The organism is Mitsuaria sp. BK041 (assembly GCF_014193085.1).
In the GTDB taxonomy this organism is placed as follows: Bacteria; Pseudomonadota; Gammaproteobacteria; order Burkholderiales; family Burkholderiaceae_C; genus Roseateles.
This window is the reverse complement of sequence record NZ_JACHYT010000001.1, coordinates 3,604,736-3,619,932: the sequence shown is the minus strand read 5'-3', so window position 1 is coordinate 3,619,932 and position 15,197 is coordinate 3,604,736. Positions and strand designations below refer to the sequence as shown.

General features: G+C 70.2%; 11 protein-coding genes. 7 read left to right on the top strand and 4 right to left on the bottom strand.

The genetic code is table 11. From position 1 onward, the window contains the following. The first annotated feature begins 41 nt into the window (after positions 1-41). Positions 42-5,144 carry an Ig-like domain-containing protein gene (locus FHT38_RS15350; RefSeq protein WP_183492273.1) on the top strand — a complete coding sequence of 1,701 codons (5,103 nt, stop codon included), beginning with the start codon at positions 42-44 and terminating at the stop codon, positions 5,142-5,144. Positions 5,145-5,174: 30 nt separating this feature from the next. On the opposite strand, the gene FHT38_RS15345 is transcribed toward FHT38_RS15350, so the two are convergent. From FHT38_RS15345 to FHT38_RS15330, 4 genes are all read right to left on the bottom strand, one after another. Beyond that, positions 5,175-5,984: a LytTR family DNA-binding domain-containing protein gene (locus tag FHT38_RS15345; protein ID WP_183492272.1), complete on the bottom strand. Its 810-nt coding sequence runs from the start codon at positions 5,982-5,984 to the stop codon at positions 5,175-5,177. Positions 5,985-6,104: 120 nt separating this feature from the next. Then, positions 6,105-7,217, bottom strand: coding sequence for a sensor histidine kinase (locus tag FHT38_RS15340; RefSeq protein WP_255488700.1), 1,113 nt, complete (start codon positions 7,215-7,217; stop codon positions 6,105-6,107). Between the two features lie 41 nt (positions 7,218-7,258). Next, complete coding sequence (locus tag FHT38_RS15335; RefSeq protein WP_183492271.1) at positions 7,259-7,777, bottom strand: DUF6622 family protein; 519 nt, start codon at positions 7,775-7,777, stop codon at positions 7,259-7,261. A 528-nt stretch (positions 7,778-8,305) separates the two neighbouring features. Further along, positions 8,306-9,925: a helicase HerA-like C-terminal domain-containing protein gene (locus FHT38_RS15330; protein WP_183492270.1), complete on the bottom strand. Its 1,620-nt coding sequence runs from the start codon at positions 9,923-9,925 to the stop codon at positions 8,306-8,308. Positions 9,926-10,028: 103 nt separating this feature from the next. Between FHT38_RS15330 and FHT38_RS15325 the strand changes: the two genes are divergently transcribed. The 6 genes from FHT38_RS15325 to rsfS are packed head-to-tail and all read left to right on the top strand — an operon-like array spanning position 10,029 to position 15,197. Further along, the gene (locus FHT38_RS15325; RefSeq protein ID WP_091734010.1) at positions 10,029-10,754 is read left to right on the top strand and encodes a YebC/PmpR family DNA-binding transcriptional regulator; all 726 of its coding nucleotides are present in this window, start codon (positions 10,029-10,031) and stop codon (positions 10,752-10,754) included. Further along, positions 10,751-12,034, top strand: coding sequence for a phosphoribosylamine--glycine ligase (purD, locus tag FHT38_RS15320; protein WP_183492269.1), 1,284 nt, complete (start codon positions 10,751-10,753; stop codon positions 12,032-12,034). Before FHT38_RS15325 ends, purD begins: the two co-directional genes overlap by 4 nt. A gap of 43 nt (positions 12,035-12,077) precedes the next feature. Then, a complete protein-coding gene (locus FHT38_RS15315; protein WP_221211001.1) occupies positions 12,078-12,779 on the top strand; it encodes a 1-acyl-sn-glycerol-3-phosphate acyltransferase in 702 nt (233 codons plus the stop codon). Next, on the top strand, positions 12,776-13,711 hold the full coding sequence (hemF, locus tag FHT38_RS15310; RefSeq protein ID WP_183492268.1) for an oxygen-dependent coproporphyrinogen oxidase: 936 nt from the start codon (positions 12,776-12,778) through the stop codon (positions 13,709-13,711). The genes FHT38_RS15315 and hemF overlap by 4 nt, the downstream gene beginning before the upstream one ends. Before the next feature lie 10 nt (positions 13,712-13,721). Then, complete coding sequence (nadD, locus tag FHT38_RS15305; protein WP_183492267.1) at positions 13,722-14,348, top strand: nicotinate (nicotinamide) nucleotide adenylyltransferase; 627 nt, start codon at positions 13,722-13,724, stop codon at positions 14,346-14,348. Then, positions 14,349-15,197 (top strand): ribosome silencing factor, encoded by an 849-nt coding sequence (rsfS, locus tag FHT38_RS15300; RefSeq protein WP_183492266.1) that lies wholly within the window; start codon positions 14,349-14,351, stop codon positions 15,195-15,197. It abuts the gene before it with no gap.

Below are 15,197 nucleotides of genomic sequence, written 5' to 3'. Positions count from 1 at the left end.
ATACTGCCCAACTTTTCATTCGACCTTCCAAGGCCGCAGCCATGCAACTTCCGACGACGCCCGCCCACCGTGCTTCCCGAGTCCACGCGCCCGCCGACGCCGGCGCTCCACCGTCCGAGGCGCCGGCGCGTCCACGGCGGCTGGCGGAGGAAGAAGAGGAGGAGCAAGAGAACTCCAGCGCCGAGTCCGCGCCCGCTCAGGAGCCTCAGCAGACCGAGACGGTGCAGGCCGCGCAGGAGCCGGCCGCGAGCGGTGTCCCGTCCGAAAGCCCCACCGGGAACGGCGAAGCCGCCCAAGATGCGAACGGCAAGGATGAGAAGTCCACGGAAAAGTCCGTCGCCGCGATGGTGACCTGGCTGCTGGGGGCGGCACTCTCGGCGGGCTCCGCCGTGGCGCTGTCCGGAGGCTCGGGCAATGGCGGCGCGGACACGAAGCCGGAAGGCGATCCCGCGCCGAAACCCGAGCCGGGCCCGAAGCCGGACCCGAACCCGAACCCGGATCCCGGTCCGAAGCCAGATCCGAATCCCAATCCGGATCCGGGTCCCAAGCCGGACCCCAACCCGGATCCCGGCCCGAAGCCGGATCCCCATCCGAACCCCGATCCCGCCGTGCGCGTGCCGCCGGCTCCGCAGCCCGCCTTGCACTCGCCGGGCGCCCAGCGGGAGGGCCTGCTCGGTAGCGCCGGGGAGATCCGCCTCGGCGCGCTCGAGACGGACGGGCGCTGGGAATACTCGCTCGACGAGGGCAAGACCTGGCATGCCGGCAGCGGCTCGGTGATCGCTCCGTCGGCCCTGGGCACGGACGGCAGCAAGTCGCTGCAGGTGGTGCAGATCAGCGTGGAAGGCCACCGCAGCCCGGTGGGCAGCCTGAAGTTCGACATGGACACCATCGCGCCGCCCGGTCCCGGCCTGACCCTGGTATCGGACACCGGCAGTTCCGCGACCGATGGCTGGACGAACGACGGCCGCATCCGCATCGACGGCCTGGAGCCGGACGCGCGCTGGCAGTACAGCGTGGACGGCGGCGCGACCTGGTGGAACGGGACGGACGCGACGCTGTCCACCGCGCAACTCGGCCCCGACGGCCTCAAGGAGGTCCGGGTCCGGCAGGTGGACCCCGCGGGCAACGAGGGTCCGGTCGCCACCCTGAGCCTGCTGCTCGACACTCGCGCGGCGGAGCTGACGCTCGCGCTCGCGATGGACACCGGGCTGTCGGCGTCCGACGGCATCACGCGCGACGCGACGGTGAAGGTGAACGGCCTGGAATCCGGCCTGCGATGGGAGTACCGGATCGATAACGGTCCGTGGGTGACCGGGACCGGCGACACGATCGCGGCGTCGGAGTTCGGCACGACGGCGGGCGAGCGCCGGGTCGAGGTGCGGCATGTCGACGGCGCCGGCAATCGCGGCACGGCCGCGCTCGACTTCGTCCTGGACACCCACACCGTGTCGCCGGGCGTCCAGTTGGCGGTCGACTCCGGCGTGTCCGGGGACAAGCGGACCAACGACCCCACCGTGCTGGTCAGCGGCCTGGAGAGCCTCGCGATCTGGGATTACCAGATCAACGGCGGCGAATGGCGGCGCGGTCACGGGGATCGCATCGACAAGGCCGCCTTCGACGGCGTGGCGGATGGCTACCAACTGGTCCGGGTGCGGCAGATCGACGCGGCGGGCAATGAAGCCGGTTCGACCCTTGCCTTCGACCTGCGCCGCCAGGCCACCGCGCCGACCGTGTCCCTGGTGAACGACACCGGGACGGCCGACGACCGGATCACCCACGACGGCACGCTGCGGGTGCTCGACATCGAATGGGGCGGCAGCTGGGACTACCGCATCAACGGCGGTGAATGGAAGACCGGGACCGGCAGCCTCATCGATGGCAGGGAGTTCGAGCGCGCCACGGACGGCCGGCAGCGCGTGGAGGTCCGGCACCTGGACGCGGTCGGCAATCAGGCGACGACGGTGTACGAGTTCCAACTGGACCGCATCGCGCCGCCGCCGGGCGTGGCGCTGGCCGACGACACCGGCATCGCTGGCGACCGTCTCACCCGTGACGGCACGGTGATCGTCAGCGGGCTCGAGCCGGACTGCCGCTGGGAGTACCGCATCGACGGCGGTGCGTGGCGGGCCGGCGTCGACAGCCGCATCGCGGCGAGCGAGTTCGGCGCCGACGGCGCCCACAAGATCGAGGTGCGCCAGATCGACATCGCGGGCAACGCGAGCACCGCGACGCTGGACTTCACGCTGGACCGGCAGGTCAGCCCGATCGAGGCCGCGCTGGTGAACGATTCCGGCATCGCCGGCGACCGCATCACCAACGACGCCACCATCGCCGTGACCGGCGTCGAGCTGGGCAATCGCTGGGAGTACCGCATCGGCGGCGGCGCCTGGAAGACCGGCAATGGCGACCGCATCGCGGCCAGCGAGTTCGGCGCCGACGGCCGCTACACCGTCGAACTGCGCCAGACCGACCCGGCGGAGAACGAGAGTTCCTCCACCTTCGATTTCACGCTGGACCGGCAAGCCGGCGCCTTGTCGGCGGCGCTGGTGAACGATTCCGGAACGGCCGGCGATCGGATCACCAACGATGCTGCCATCGCCGTGGGCGGCCTCGACGCGAGCCGGGCCTGGGAGTACCGCATCGGCAACGGCGCCTGGAAGACCGGCAGCGGCGACCGCATCCCGGCCACCGACTTCGCCAAGGATGGTCCCTACACCGTCGAGGTGAGGCAGGCCAACAGCACGGGCAACGTGAGTTCGGCGACGCTTGACTTCACGCTGGACCGGCAGGTCGACCCGATCACGGCCGCGCTCGTGAACGACTCGGGCACCGCTGGCGACCGCGTCACCAACGACGCCACCATCGCCGTGACCGGCGTCGAACTGGGCAACCGCTGGGAGTACCGCATCGGCGGCGGCGCCTGGAAGACCGGCAGCGGCGACCGCATCGCGGCCAGCGAGTTCGGCGCCGATGGCACCAAGACGCTGGAGGTCCGGCAGATCGACGTCGCGGGCAACGTGAGTTCGGCGACGCTCGACTTCACGCTCGACCGGCAGGTCAGCCAGATCGCGGTCGCGCTGCTGAACGACTCCGGCGTCGCCGGCGACCGCGTCACCAACGACGCCACCATCGCCGTGACCGGCGTCGAACTGGGCAATCGCTGGGAATACCACATCGGCGGCGGTGCCTGGAAGACCGGCAGCGGCGACCGCATCGCGGCCAGCGAGTTCGGCGCGGACGGCAGCAAGACGCTGGAGGTCCGGCAGATCGACGTCGCGGGCAACGTGAGTTCGGCGACGCTCGACTTCACGCTGGATCGGCAGGTCAGCCCGATCGAGGCCGCGCTCGTGAACGACTCGGGCACCGCAGGCGATCGCATCACCAACGACGCCACCATCGCCGTGACCGGCGTCGAACTGGGCAACCGCTGGGAGTACCGCATCGGTGGCGGCGCCTGGAAGACCGGCAATGGCGACCGCATCGCGGCCAGCGAGTTCGGTACGGACGGCACCAAGGCGCTGGAGGTCCGGCAGATCGACGTGGCGGGCAATGTGAGCACCGCGACGCTCGACTTCACGCTGGACCGGCAGGGCCCTCCGATCGCGCTCGCGCTGGTGAAGGACTCGGGCACCGCCGGCGACCGTGTCACCAACGAGGCCGGCATCGTCGTGACCGGCCTCGAGCTGGGCAATCGCTGGGAATACCGCATCGGCGGCAGCGCCTGGCGCACCGGCAGCGGCGATCGCATCGCCGCCAGCGAGTTCCACATCGACACCACCTACAGCGTCGAGGTCCGCCAGGTCGATGTCGCCGACAACGTCGGCACGGCCATGCTGAACTTCACCCTCGATCGCACCGTCACCGCGCCGAAGGTCACCCTGGCCCAGGACACCGGCGCCAGCGCTGCCGACCGGATCACCTCGGTGGCGACGGTCAACATCGACGGGCTGGAGGATGACGCGCAGTGGCAGTACAGCCGCGACGGCATCAGTTGGACCGCCGGGACTGGGAAGTCCATCGCCGCGAGCGAGTTCGCCGGCGATGGCGACAAGCGGGTGCTGGTGCGGCAGGTCGACCTCGCCGGCAATGTCAGCGCTTCGACCGAGTTGAAGTTCACCTTGGACACCCAGGTCGACGCGCCCGATTTGACCTTCAATTCGGCCATCCGGAGCTACTGGACGGGCCGGCCTGCCAGCTTCCCGGCCCGCGACTTCTACCTGAACAGCAAGGCGGTCAATGCCAACGGGTCCATCGACGTGGGCCTGGAGACCAACAGCCAGTGGCTGTACAGCCTCAATGGTGGTCAGGATTGGTCGAGTGGCTCCGGCACCAACCTCAAGCTGCCAGCGCAGTTGTCGCAGGGGCGCCATGAACTGCTGGTCCGGCAGTTCGACGTCGCGGGCAACGAGAGCGCGATCCAGCGCCTGGAGTTCGATTACGACACCAAGGCGCCGACGGTGGTCGCCGAACGCGGCAGGGATGGCAGCTTGACGGTGACCTCTCAGGAGGATGTCGAACTGATGTTCGTGAGCTACGGCAAGAGCACCATGAATGTCCAGGATTGGCAACCCGACGCGGTGCGGAGCGGCCAGAGCATGCTGCTTGCTGCCGGCAGCCGCAGTGTTGCCGCCACCCTGCATGGCGCCTATCGGCTCTACGCCATCGACAGCGCGGGCAATGCCATGGAGATTCCGGTGAAGCTGGCGTCGGACCCGGCCAGTGTCCAGCCCGCGCTGATCATGCGGAGGGACGAGGCCTCAGGCCCCCAATGGGCGTTGAATCACGAGGAACGCGGTACCGCGGGCAACGATGTGCTGAACGCGTCTGCGGACAGTGACCTCTTCACCGGTGGGGCTGGCGCCGATACCTTCCGATGGTTCAAGGGGCAGACCGGCGTCGACCTCGTCCTGGACTACAAGCGCAGCGAAGGCGACGTGCTCGACCTGAGCGCCTTGACCGCGGGCTATACCGAAGCGACGCGCGACGACTTCTTCGTCAAGGAGGTGCTCAAGGACGGCACGATCGCGCTGACGGTCACCAGCGATGGCAAGCACGGGATCTACGGGCTGTCGATCCTGGTCACGGCGCTCGACGGCGATGCCTTGCTGTCCGTGAAGACCGCCTCCGGCATGGCCGTGATCTGACGAGGAGGCGGCGGCGGTCCGGCCGCCGCCTCACATCGCCTTGAACAGATGCCCGTACATCCGGCTCACCGCCAGCTTCTCCGGCCGGTGGCGCAGCCGCAGGGTCAGCTTGCCGGTGTCATCGCGATGCACGCGGTCGATGGCGTCGACATGCACGATGTGGCCGCGGTGCACCTGCCAGAAGCGCTGCGCATCGAGCTGCGGGAGCAGCTCGCGCAGCGAGATCCGCACCAGGTATTCCTGGTCCGCCGTCATCACGCGCACGTACTTGTCCGCCGCCTCCAGGTAGACGACCTCGTCCAGCGGCACCAGCACGATGGCGTCGCCGACGCCGACCTGCAGGTGCCGCAGCGGCGCGACGGGACTGCCGCCCGCCGGCTTCGGGTCCGCGGCCTGCACGCCCAGCAACCCACGCAGTTGATCGATCGCCGAGGCCAGGGTCGCCGGCGGCGCCTGCCGCTGCGCGAGCGCGGCCTGCAGCCGGGTCACCGTCTGCGCCAGGCGCTCCCGCTGCACCGGCTTGAGCAGGTAGTCCACCGCGGCGCGCTCGAAGGCCTGGAGCGCGAACTGGTCATAGGCGGTGACGAAGACCAGCAGCGGGAACGGTGTCCCGTCCGGCCACTCGTCGGCCAGCAGCGCCGCCGCCTCGAGCCCCGTCATGCCCGGCATGCGGATGTCCAGGAAGCAGACCTCGGGCTGGTGCCGGAGCGCCAGCATCACCGCCTCCTCGCCGTGCGTCGCCATCGCGACGATGTCCAGCGCCGGCCACAGCGCCTTCAGTTCCTGGCGCAGATGGGCGGCCAGCAGGTCCTCGTCTTCGGCGATCAGGGCGGTGGGCATGCGGGCGTCTCCATGTGAAGAGGGGAATGAAGCGGGCATGAAAGGGGCAGCTTGAACGGCGCGGGCGACGGGCACGAGCGTGCGGCAGTCGGAAGGACGAAGGTGGCGGGCAACGCTTGATCAGGCCGGAGCCGGCAACGGCAGGCGGATCCGGGCGCGGGTGCCGCCGCCGGTCGGGCGGGACAGGTCCAGGCGCGACAGTTCCAGCGCCGCGCGCGGGCCGAAGGCCACCGCGAGCCGCTCGCGCACCTGCACCGTGCCGAAGCCGCCGTCCGGTGTCGCCGGCCGCGCCGGATCGAAGCCGGCACCGTCGTCCTCCACGTCCAGCCACAGCTGACCGTCCGCGGCCGTCGCGGCCACCCGCAGCGTGCCGCCGCCCACATGCGGCTCCAGACCGTGTTTGATCGCGTTCTCCACCAGCGGCTGCAGCAGCAGCGGCGGCACCGGCAGCTCGCGCAGCGTCTCCGGCAGTTCGAACTCGAAGTGCAGGCGCGCGCCCATCCGCACCTGCATCAGCGCCAGGTAGTCGGCCAACCGGGCGAATTCCTCCTTGAGAGGGTGGCGCTCCACGCGCGAGGCGGAGAGCGTCGCCCGCAGGAAGGCGATGAGGTGGTCCAGCATCGCCTGCGCGCGTTCGGCGTCCAGGCCGATCAGCACCCGCAGGTTGGCCAGTGTGTTGAACAGCATGTGCGGCTCGAGCTGCGACTCGAGCAGCCGCAGCTGCGTCTCGGCGGCCTGGCGGCGCAGCGTTTCGGCATGGGCCTCGGCGCTTGCCATCCGGTGGCGGTACAGCAGAAAGAAGGTGGCGGCGAAGCCCGGGATCAGCGAAATCACCATCACCGCCATCACCCGGCGCAGCGGGCTGGCCAGCAGGCTGCGCTCCTGGAAGCCGGTCACGAAGTTGCCCACCTCCAGGCCGATGCTGTAGCCCAGGCCGGTGCCCAGGATCAGGCACACCGTCATGAGCGGCCAGCCGGGCCAGTCGAACGCGTCGCGAGGCGCGCGACCGAGACGCTGCAGGGCCTGCCAGCGCAGCCAGCCCAGCCCGAAGCGCAGCAGGTTGATGCAGGTCGCGCAGAACAGCGAGATGAAGAAGCAGTAGACCAGCGTCGGTCCCGGCGACTGGTTGAACACCACCACCAGGGCGACCGACACGACCACCGTCAGCAACAGCACCAGCAGCACGTGGCGCAGGAGCCAGTGCAGCGGCGGGGGGAGGGGCAGGGGGCGCATGGGCAGGGAGTGTCGGCGATCCGGCCGCGTCCGGACCGCGGTCAGGCCACCACCGTGCCGCCGCTGCGCGGCCGCACGGCCAGGATGTTGATCGCCCGGCCCAGGAAGGCGCCGCTGAACAGGCCGAACGCCGCGCTGGAGGCCATCGCGATGCCGAGGTGGGTGGCGTGGCCCGGGTGCAGGGCCAGGCTCATGCCGGAGGCGAACTTCAGCGCGAAGATGCTCAGCATCAGCGCGAGCGGCACCCAGCTGCCCGGGACGATGAAGCGGCGGGTGGCGGCGTCGAAACGCGCCTGGCCGGGCCAGCGCAGCGCGCGGACCGTGCCTGCGCCGAGCCCGATGCCCACGAGCCAGGCCAGGCCCGGCAGGCCGTCCAGACCGAAGCTCTTCTCCACGCCCCAGGCGCCGAAGATCAGCCACAAGGCGGGCAGGATTACCAGGCGGCGGGGCCGCATCGCGGTCTCGCGGCACTGCCGCAGGCCGATGATCGTGATCACCAGCAGGATGACCCAGACGTACTTGGGCACGTGGGTGAGGATGTCGAGCGGGGTGGGGTGCATGGCGGGCTCCGGTGGTGGGGCGTGGTCGATGGACGCGACTGTTGCGGACGGGCGCCGCCGCGCCCAGCGGCCTGCGACGAAGCGCTGCCCAGCGGCGCGAGTTGTCGCCGCCGTTCGCCATCCGGGTCGCGCACGGTCTCCGTTCGAGCTTCGCCGGGGAACTCGTCGACGTGCGACGGTGGTTGGGGACGGCGGGGCATGGGGTTCAGGCGCTTGCCGCCTGTGGCCCCATGCTCCGGCGGCCAACGCCTGAGCCTTGTCAGGCGGAGAGGGGCCGGGCGAGCGTTCGAAGACCCTCACCCCCGCCCTCTCCCGCAAGCGGGAGAGGGCGTCCACAGCGCAGCCCCTCAAGAGAGCTTTTCCTCTCGCCGGCGGACCGTCCCCTCGCCAGCGAGCCATCCCCTTTCCAGCGAGCCGCCCCCTTTCCAGCGAGTCTTCCTCGCCAGCGAGCCATCCCCTCGCCCCCGGGAGGGGGAGAGGGCTAGGGTGAGGGGGCTCTCCCGGGGGAAACCTCGCGGCGCCGACCGCTCAGCGGCGCCGCTTGGTCGCTCCGCCAAGCAAGCTGCCCAGCACGCCGCGGACGATCTCCCGTCCGACCGAGGACCCGATCGACCGCAGCGCCGACTTGGCCGCGGCCTCGGCCAGCCCTTCACGGCGACCGCCGCGCGGCCCGGTGCTGCCGAACAGCACGTCCTTGAGGCCGCCGAGCATGCCCCCGTCGTCCTCGGCGGGCGCGGGCGCGGGGGCGCCGCCGCGGCCGGTCGTCGGCGCGCGGCGCAGCGCCTGGTCGGCTTCTTCGGCCATCGAGCCGGCGCCGGCGCTGCCGCGCGGCGTGCCGGACTGCGACGGCTGCTGCGCCGCGTCCGCCGTCGCGGCGACCCGGCCGGTCAGTTTCTCGTAGGCCGACTCGCGGTCGACCTGCTTCTCATAGACCCCCGCGACCAGCGACCCGGCCAGCAGCGCCTTGCGCTGCTCCGGCGTGATCGGGCCGATCTGGCTGCCGGGCGGCAGCACGAAGACCCGCTCGGTGATGCAGGGCCGGCCCTTCTCGTCGAGCAGGCTGACCAGCGCCTCGCCGACGCCCAGCTCGGTGATCGCCATCGCGATGTCCAGCCCCGGCTTGGGCCGCATCGTGTCCGCCGCCGCCTTGACCGCCTTCTGGTCGCGCGGCGTGAACGCGCGCAGCGCGTGCTGCACCCGGTTGCCGAGCTGGCCCAGCACCGTGTCCGGGATGTCCAGCGGGTTCTGCGTCACGAAATAGACCCCGACGCCCTTGGACCGCACCAGCCGCACGACCAGCTCGATGCGCTCGACCAGCGCCGCCGGCGCGTCCTTGAACAGCAGGTGGGCCTCGTCGAAGAAGAACACCAGCTTGGGCTTGTCCAGGTCGCCCACCTCCGGCAGCGTCTCGAACAGTTCCGACAGCATCCACAGCAGGAAGGTCGCGTACAGCCGCGGCGCGGCCATCAGCTTGTCGGCGGCCAGGATGTTGATGACGCCCAATCCATCCGAGGTCTGCATGAAATCGTGGATGTCGAGCATCGGCTCGCCGAAGAACTTGTCGCCGCCCTGGGCCTCGATCTGCAGCAGGCCGCGCTGGATCGCGCCGACGCTGGCGGCCGAGACGTTGCCGTACTGGGTCGTGAACTCGCTGGCGTTCTCCCCGACATGCTGCAGCATCGCGCGCAGGTCCTTCAGGTCCAGCAGCGCCAGGCCGTGGTCGTCGGCGATCTTGAAAACCATCTGCATCACGCCGGCCTGGGTCTCGTTCAGGCCCAGCATCCGCGACAGCAGCAGCGGCCCCATGTCGGAGACGGTCGCCCGCACCGGATGGCCCTGCTCGCCGAAGACGTCCCACAGCGTGGTCGGGCAGGCGATCGGGGCCGGCGGCGAGATGCCGCGTTCCTTCAGCACCGCCAGCAGCTTGGTCGACGGCGCGCCCGTCTGGGAGATGCCGGTCAGGTCGCCCTTGACGTCCGCCATGAAGACCGGCACCCCCATCTGGCTGAAGGATTCGGCCAGTTTCTGCAGGCTGATCGTCTTGCCCGTGCCGGTCGCGCCGGTGATCAGTCCGTGCCGGTTGGCCAGCGCCGGAAGCAGCTGGCATTCGGTGTCGCCGTGGCGGGCCAGCAGGATCGGGTCGGCCATGCGGAAGTCTCCAGAGGCAAAAAGCTAAAATCGCAGTCTAACGAAGCATCAACAGCGCCGGCCCGGAGTTTTTCCGGGCCGTCGTTCATAGGAGAACGAGGACATGGCAGGGCATTCCAAATGGGCCAACATCCAGCACCGCAAGGGCCGCCAGGACGAGAAGCGCGGCAAGGTCTGGACCCGTCTGACCCGTGAAATCATCGTCGCCGCGCGCACCGGCGGCGGCGACATCACCATGAACCCCCGCCTGCGCCTGGCGATCGAGAAGGCCAAGGCCGCCAACATGCCGGCCGACAACATCAAGCGCAACGTCGACAAGGCCACCGGCAACCTCGACGGCGTGACCTACGAGGAAATCCGCTACGAGGGCTACGGCATCGGCGGCGCCGCGATCATCGTCGACTGCATGACCGACAACCGCGTGCGCACCGTCGCCGAGGTCCGCCACGCGTTCAGCAAGTACGGCGGCAACCTGGGCACCGAAGGCTCGGTGGCCTTCCAGTTCAAGCACTGCGGCCAGCTGGTCTTCGCGCCCGGCACGTCCGAAGACAAGGTCATGGAGGTGGCGCTGGAAGCCGGCGCCGAGGACGTCCTGACCGACGACGACGGCGCCATCGAGGTGCTGACCGCCCCCGGCGACTATGAAGCGGTGAAGAACGCGCTGGAGGCCGCCGGCCTGAAGCCCGAGATCGCCGAGGTCACCATGCGGGCCGAGAACACCATCGACCTGGCCGGCGACGACGCCGCGCGCATGCAGAAGCTGCTCGATGTCATCGAGGACCTGGACGATGTCCAGGAGGTCTATCACAACGCGAGCCTGTCCGAATGAAGGTCCTGGTCCTTGGCAATGGTGGCCGCGAGCACGCGCTGGCCTGGCGGCTGGCGCAGGGCGAGCGCGTCACGCAGGTGTTCGTGGCGCCCGGCAACGGCGGCACCGCGCGCGATCCGCTCCTGAAGAACGTCCCGATCACCGACGTGAAGGCGCTGGCCGACTTCGCCGTCGAGCAGAAGATCGCGCTGACGGTGGTCGGCCCCGAGGCCTTCCTGGCCGCTGGCGTCGTCGACGAGTTCCGCGCCCGCGGCCTGCGCATCTTCGGCCCGACCAAGGCGGCCGCGCAGCTGGAGAGCTCCAAGGCCTTCGCCAAGGAGTTCATGAAGCGCCACGGCATCCCGACCGCCGCCTACGAGACCTTCAGCGACGCGACCCGGGCGCATGCCTATGTCGACGCGCAGGGCGCGCCCATCGTCATCAAGGCCGACGGCCTGGCGGCGGGCAAGGGCGTCGTCGTGGCGATGACGCTGGCCGAGGCGCATGAGGCGATCGACTGGATCCTGGCCGACAACAAGCTGGGCGTGGTCCACAACGAGGGCGGCGCGCGCGTCGTCATCGAGCAGTTCCTCGAAGGCGAGGAAGCCAGCTTCATCGTGCTGTGCGACGGCCGCAACGTCCTGCCGCTGGCCACCAGCCAGGACCACAAGCGCCTGCTCGACGCGGACCAGGGGCCCAACACCGGCGGCATGGGCGCGTACTCGCCGGCGCCGGTGGTGACGCCCAACGTCCATGCCAAGGTGATGCACGAGATCGTCATGCCGACGATCCAGGGCATGGCCCGCGACGGCACCCCGTTCACCGGTTTCCTCTACGCCGGCCTGATGATCGACGCGCACGGCCAGCCGCGCACCGTCGAATTCAACACCCGCATGGGCGACCCCGAGACCCAGCCGATCATGATGCGGCTCAAGAGCGACCTGTTCGAGGTCCTGATGCACGCGACCGACGGCACGCTGGACCAGGTCGAGCTGCAGTGGGACCGCCGCGCGGCGCTGGGCGTCGTGATGGCCGCCAGCGGTTATCCGCTGTCGCCGCGCAAGGGCGATGCGATCACCGGCCTGCCCGAGGACGGCGAGGACGCGATGGTCTTCCACGCCGGCACGACGCTGCGCGAGGACGGCCAGCTCGTCACCAGCGGCGGCCGCGTGCTGTGCGTGACCGCGCTGGGCGAGGCGGTGCGCCATGCCCAGCAGCTGGCCTATCAGACCGCGCAGTCGATCCAGTTCGACGGCAAGCAGTACCGCCAGGACATCGGCTACCGCGCCATCAAGCGCTGAAGCCGGTCGACTGCTCTCGCCGCTGCCCATCTTGAGCCTCGACTTGCCGCAGACCCTCGACGCCCGCCCCGCGGACGGCGAGGCGCGCGCCCTGCCGCGCCGCTGGACCGGCGCGCTGACGCCGATGCCGCGCGGCAGCGCGCTGGCGCGGGCGGTGCTGCGGCTTTTCGGCTGGCGCATCGTCTGCCAGGGCCTGCCGGCGCGGCAGGGCGTGGTGATGGTGTACCCGCACACCTCCAACTGGGATTTCCCGGTCGGCGTGCTGACGAAGTGGAGCCTGGGTTTCGAGCTCCGGTTCTGGGCCAAGGACAGCCTGTTCAAGCTGCCACTGGTCGGTCACTGGATGCGCGCGATCGGCGGCGTGGCGGTGAACCGGCGCTCGGCCAACGGGCTGGTCGGCGACACCGTGCGCCAGATGCTCGACGCCAAGTCGCGCGGGGAGTCGTTCTGGCTGATCGTTGCGCCCGAGGGCACGCGCGGCTATGTCGACCACTGGAAGTCGGGCGCGTACCACGTGGCGGTGCAGGCCGGCGTGCCGGTGGGGCTGGCGTCGTTCGACTTCGCGACGAAGCAGGTGATCTTCACCGACTTCGTCGAGCTCAGCGGCGATCCCGCGCGGGACCTGGCGCTGTTCGCGCAGGTGCTGCAGGGGCGCCAAGGCAAGCGGCCCGACCAGGCCGGCCTGATCCGCTTCAAGCCCAATGAAGGCGCGCCCCGGGCGCGCCAGGACGGAGATTCCCGATGAACACGCAGTTGGTGCGCGACTACCTGCTCGGCCTGCAGCAGCGGATCGTCACGACGCTGGAGCGCCTGGACGGCCAGACCTTCATCACCGATGCCTGGCAGCGCGAGCCCGGCGGCCGCCTGGAGGGCGACGGCCTGGTGCGTCTGATCGAGAACGGCGCGGTGTTCGAGCGCGGCGGCGTCAATTTCTCGCATGTGCGCGGCCGGGTGCTGCCACCGTCGGCGACGGCCCACCGGCCCGAACTGGCCGGATCGCCGTTCGAGGCGATGGGCGTCTCGCTGGTGATGCACCCGCACAACCCGTTCGTGCCGACGGTCCACATGAACGTGCGCATGTTCGCGGCGCTGCCCGCCGACCGCGATCCGGTCGTCTGGTTCGGCGGCGGCATGGACCTGACGCCGTACTACGGCTTCGAGCGCGACGCGCAGCACTTCCATCGCACCTGCCGCGCCGCGCTGGAGCCGCATGGCCAGGACCTCTATCCGCGCTTCAAGCAGTGGTGCGACGAGTACTTCCACTTGAAGCACCGCAACGAGCCGCGCGGCGTCGGCGGCATCTTCTTCGACGACTTCGCCGAGGGCGGCATCGACAACGCCTTCGGCATGTTGCAGTCGGTGGGCGATGCCTTCCTGCCGGCCTACGAGCCCATCGTCGAGCGCCGTCATGGCCTGGCTTATGGCGAGCGCGAGCGTGACTTCCAGGCCTACCGCCGCGGACGCTACGTCGAGTTCAATCTCGTCTTCGACCGGGGCACGCTGTTCGGGCTGCAGTCGGGGGGACGCACCGAATCGATCCTGATGTCGATGCCGCCGGTGGCGCGCTGGCGCTACGACTGGCAGCCCGAGGACGGCTCGCCCGAGGCCCGGCTCTACACCGACTTCCTCCGCCCGCGCGACTGGGCCGACGAGGTGCCGACGCACCTCTGGTTCTGAAGGGTCCCGAGTGAGCAGCAGCCATTCGAACCGCGCGCGACAGGTCGGATGGTTCGGCGGGTCGTTCGATCCGGTGCATCGCGCCCACCTGGCGCTGGCGCACGCGGCGCTGGACCAGCTCGCGCTGGACGAGGTGCGCTGGATCGTCGCCGGGCAGCCGTGGCAGAAGTCGGGCCGCCGGATGGCCGGCGCGGCGCACCGGGCCGAGATGGTCCGGTTGACGATCGCGGGCGAGGGCGGCGATCCGCGTTTCGTCGTCGACGATCGCGAGATCCGGCGCGCCGGGCCGAGCTACACGCTCGACTCGGTGCGCGAGTATCAGCAGGAACGGCCGGGCGACGCGCTCTGGCTGATCCTGGGACAGGACCAGCTGGCCGGCTTCCCGAGCTGGAACGGCTGGGAGGAACTGGTCGAGCGCATGGGGCTGGCGGTGGCCGCCCGCGCGCAGGACGAGGTGAGGGCGCCGGCGGCGCTGCTGGAGCGGCCGCATCGGCTGGTCCGGCTGGTGATGCCGGCGCTGCAATGGTCATCCACCGAGGCCCGCCGACTGGCGGCCGAGGGCGCTGACGTGAGGCCCGTGGTGGGCGACGAGGTGGCGGGGTATATTGCCCGGCACCGTCTCTACAGTGAGAACTGAATGGACATCAAGAAACTGGAACGTGCCATCGTCGATGGTCTGGAGGATGTGAAGGCGCAGGACATCCTGGTCTTCGACACCGAGCGCCTGTCGCCCCTGTTCGAGCGCGTGATCATCGCGTCGGGCACGAGCAACCGGCAGACCAAGGCGCTGGCGTCCAGCGTGCGGGAGACGGTCAAGAAGCGCGGCATGCAGGTGATGCGCACCGAGGGCGAGGACAACGGCGAATGGATCATCGTGGACTGCGGCGCGGCCGTCGTGCACCTGATGCAGCCGGCGATCCGGCAGTACTACCACCTCGAGGAAATCTGGGGCGGCAAGCCGGTCAAGCTCAAGCTGGGCAACAGCGGCACGAAGCTGGTGAAGGCCTCCGAGCCGATGGACGACGAGGACGAGGACGCGCCCAAGGCGAAGAAGGCCGCCAAGTCGGCGAAGAAGCCGGCCAAGGCCAAGTCCGCCGACGGCGAGGCCGTCGCGACCGCGTCGAAGAAGGCGCCCACGCGCGCCACCGGCACCAAGTCCGCCGCGGCCAAGACCACGGGCGCGAAGACCGCGGCGAAGAAGGCCCCCGCCGCGAAGGCCGCCGCGACCAAGACCGCCGCCAAGGCGCCGGCGAAGAAGACGACGACCGGCGCGACCGCCGCCAAGACCGCGCGCAAGCCCGCGGCGAAGAAGGAAGTGGTCGAGACGGTGAAGGTCGGCAGCAAGAAGCCGGCGGTGAAGAAGCTGTCGCCCAAGGTCGCTGCCGCCAAGCCGGCCGCCAGACCGGCGGCCAAGAAGGCGGCCGCCAAGCCCGCGGCCAAGAAGACGACGGTGAAGACCGGCACGAAGTCCAAGGCCAAGGCCTGA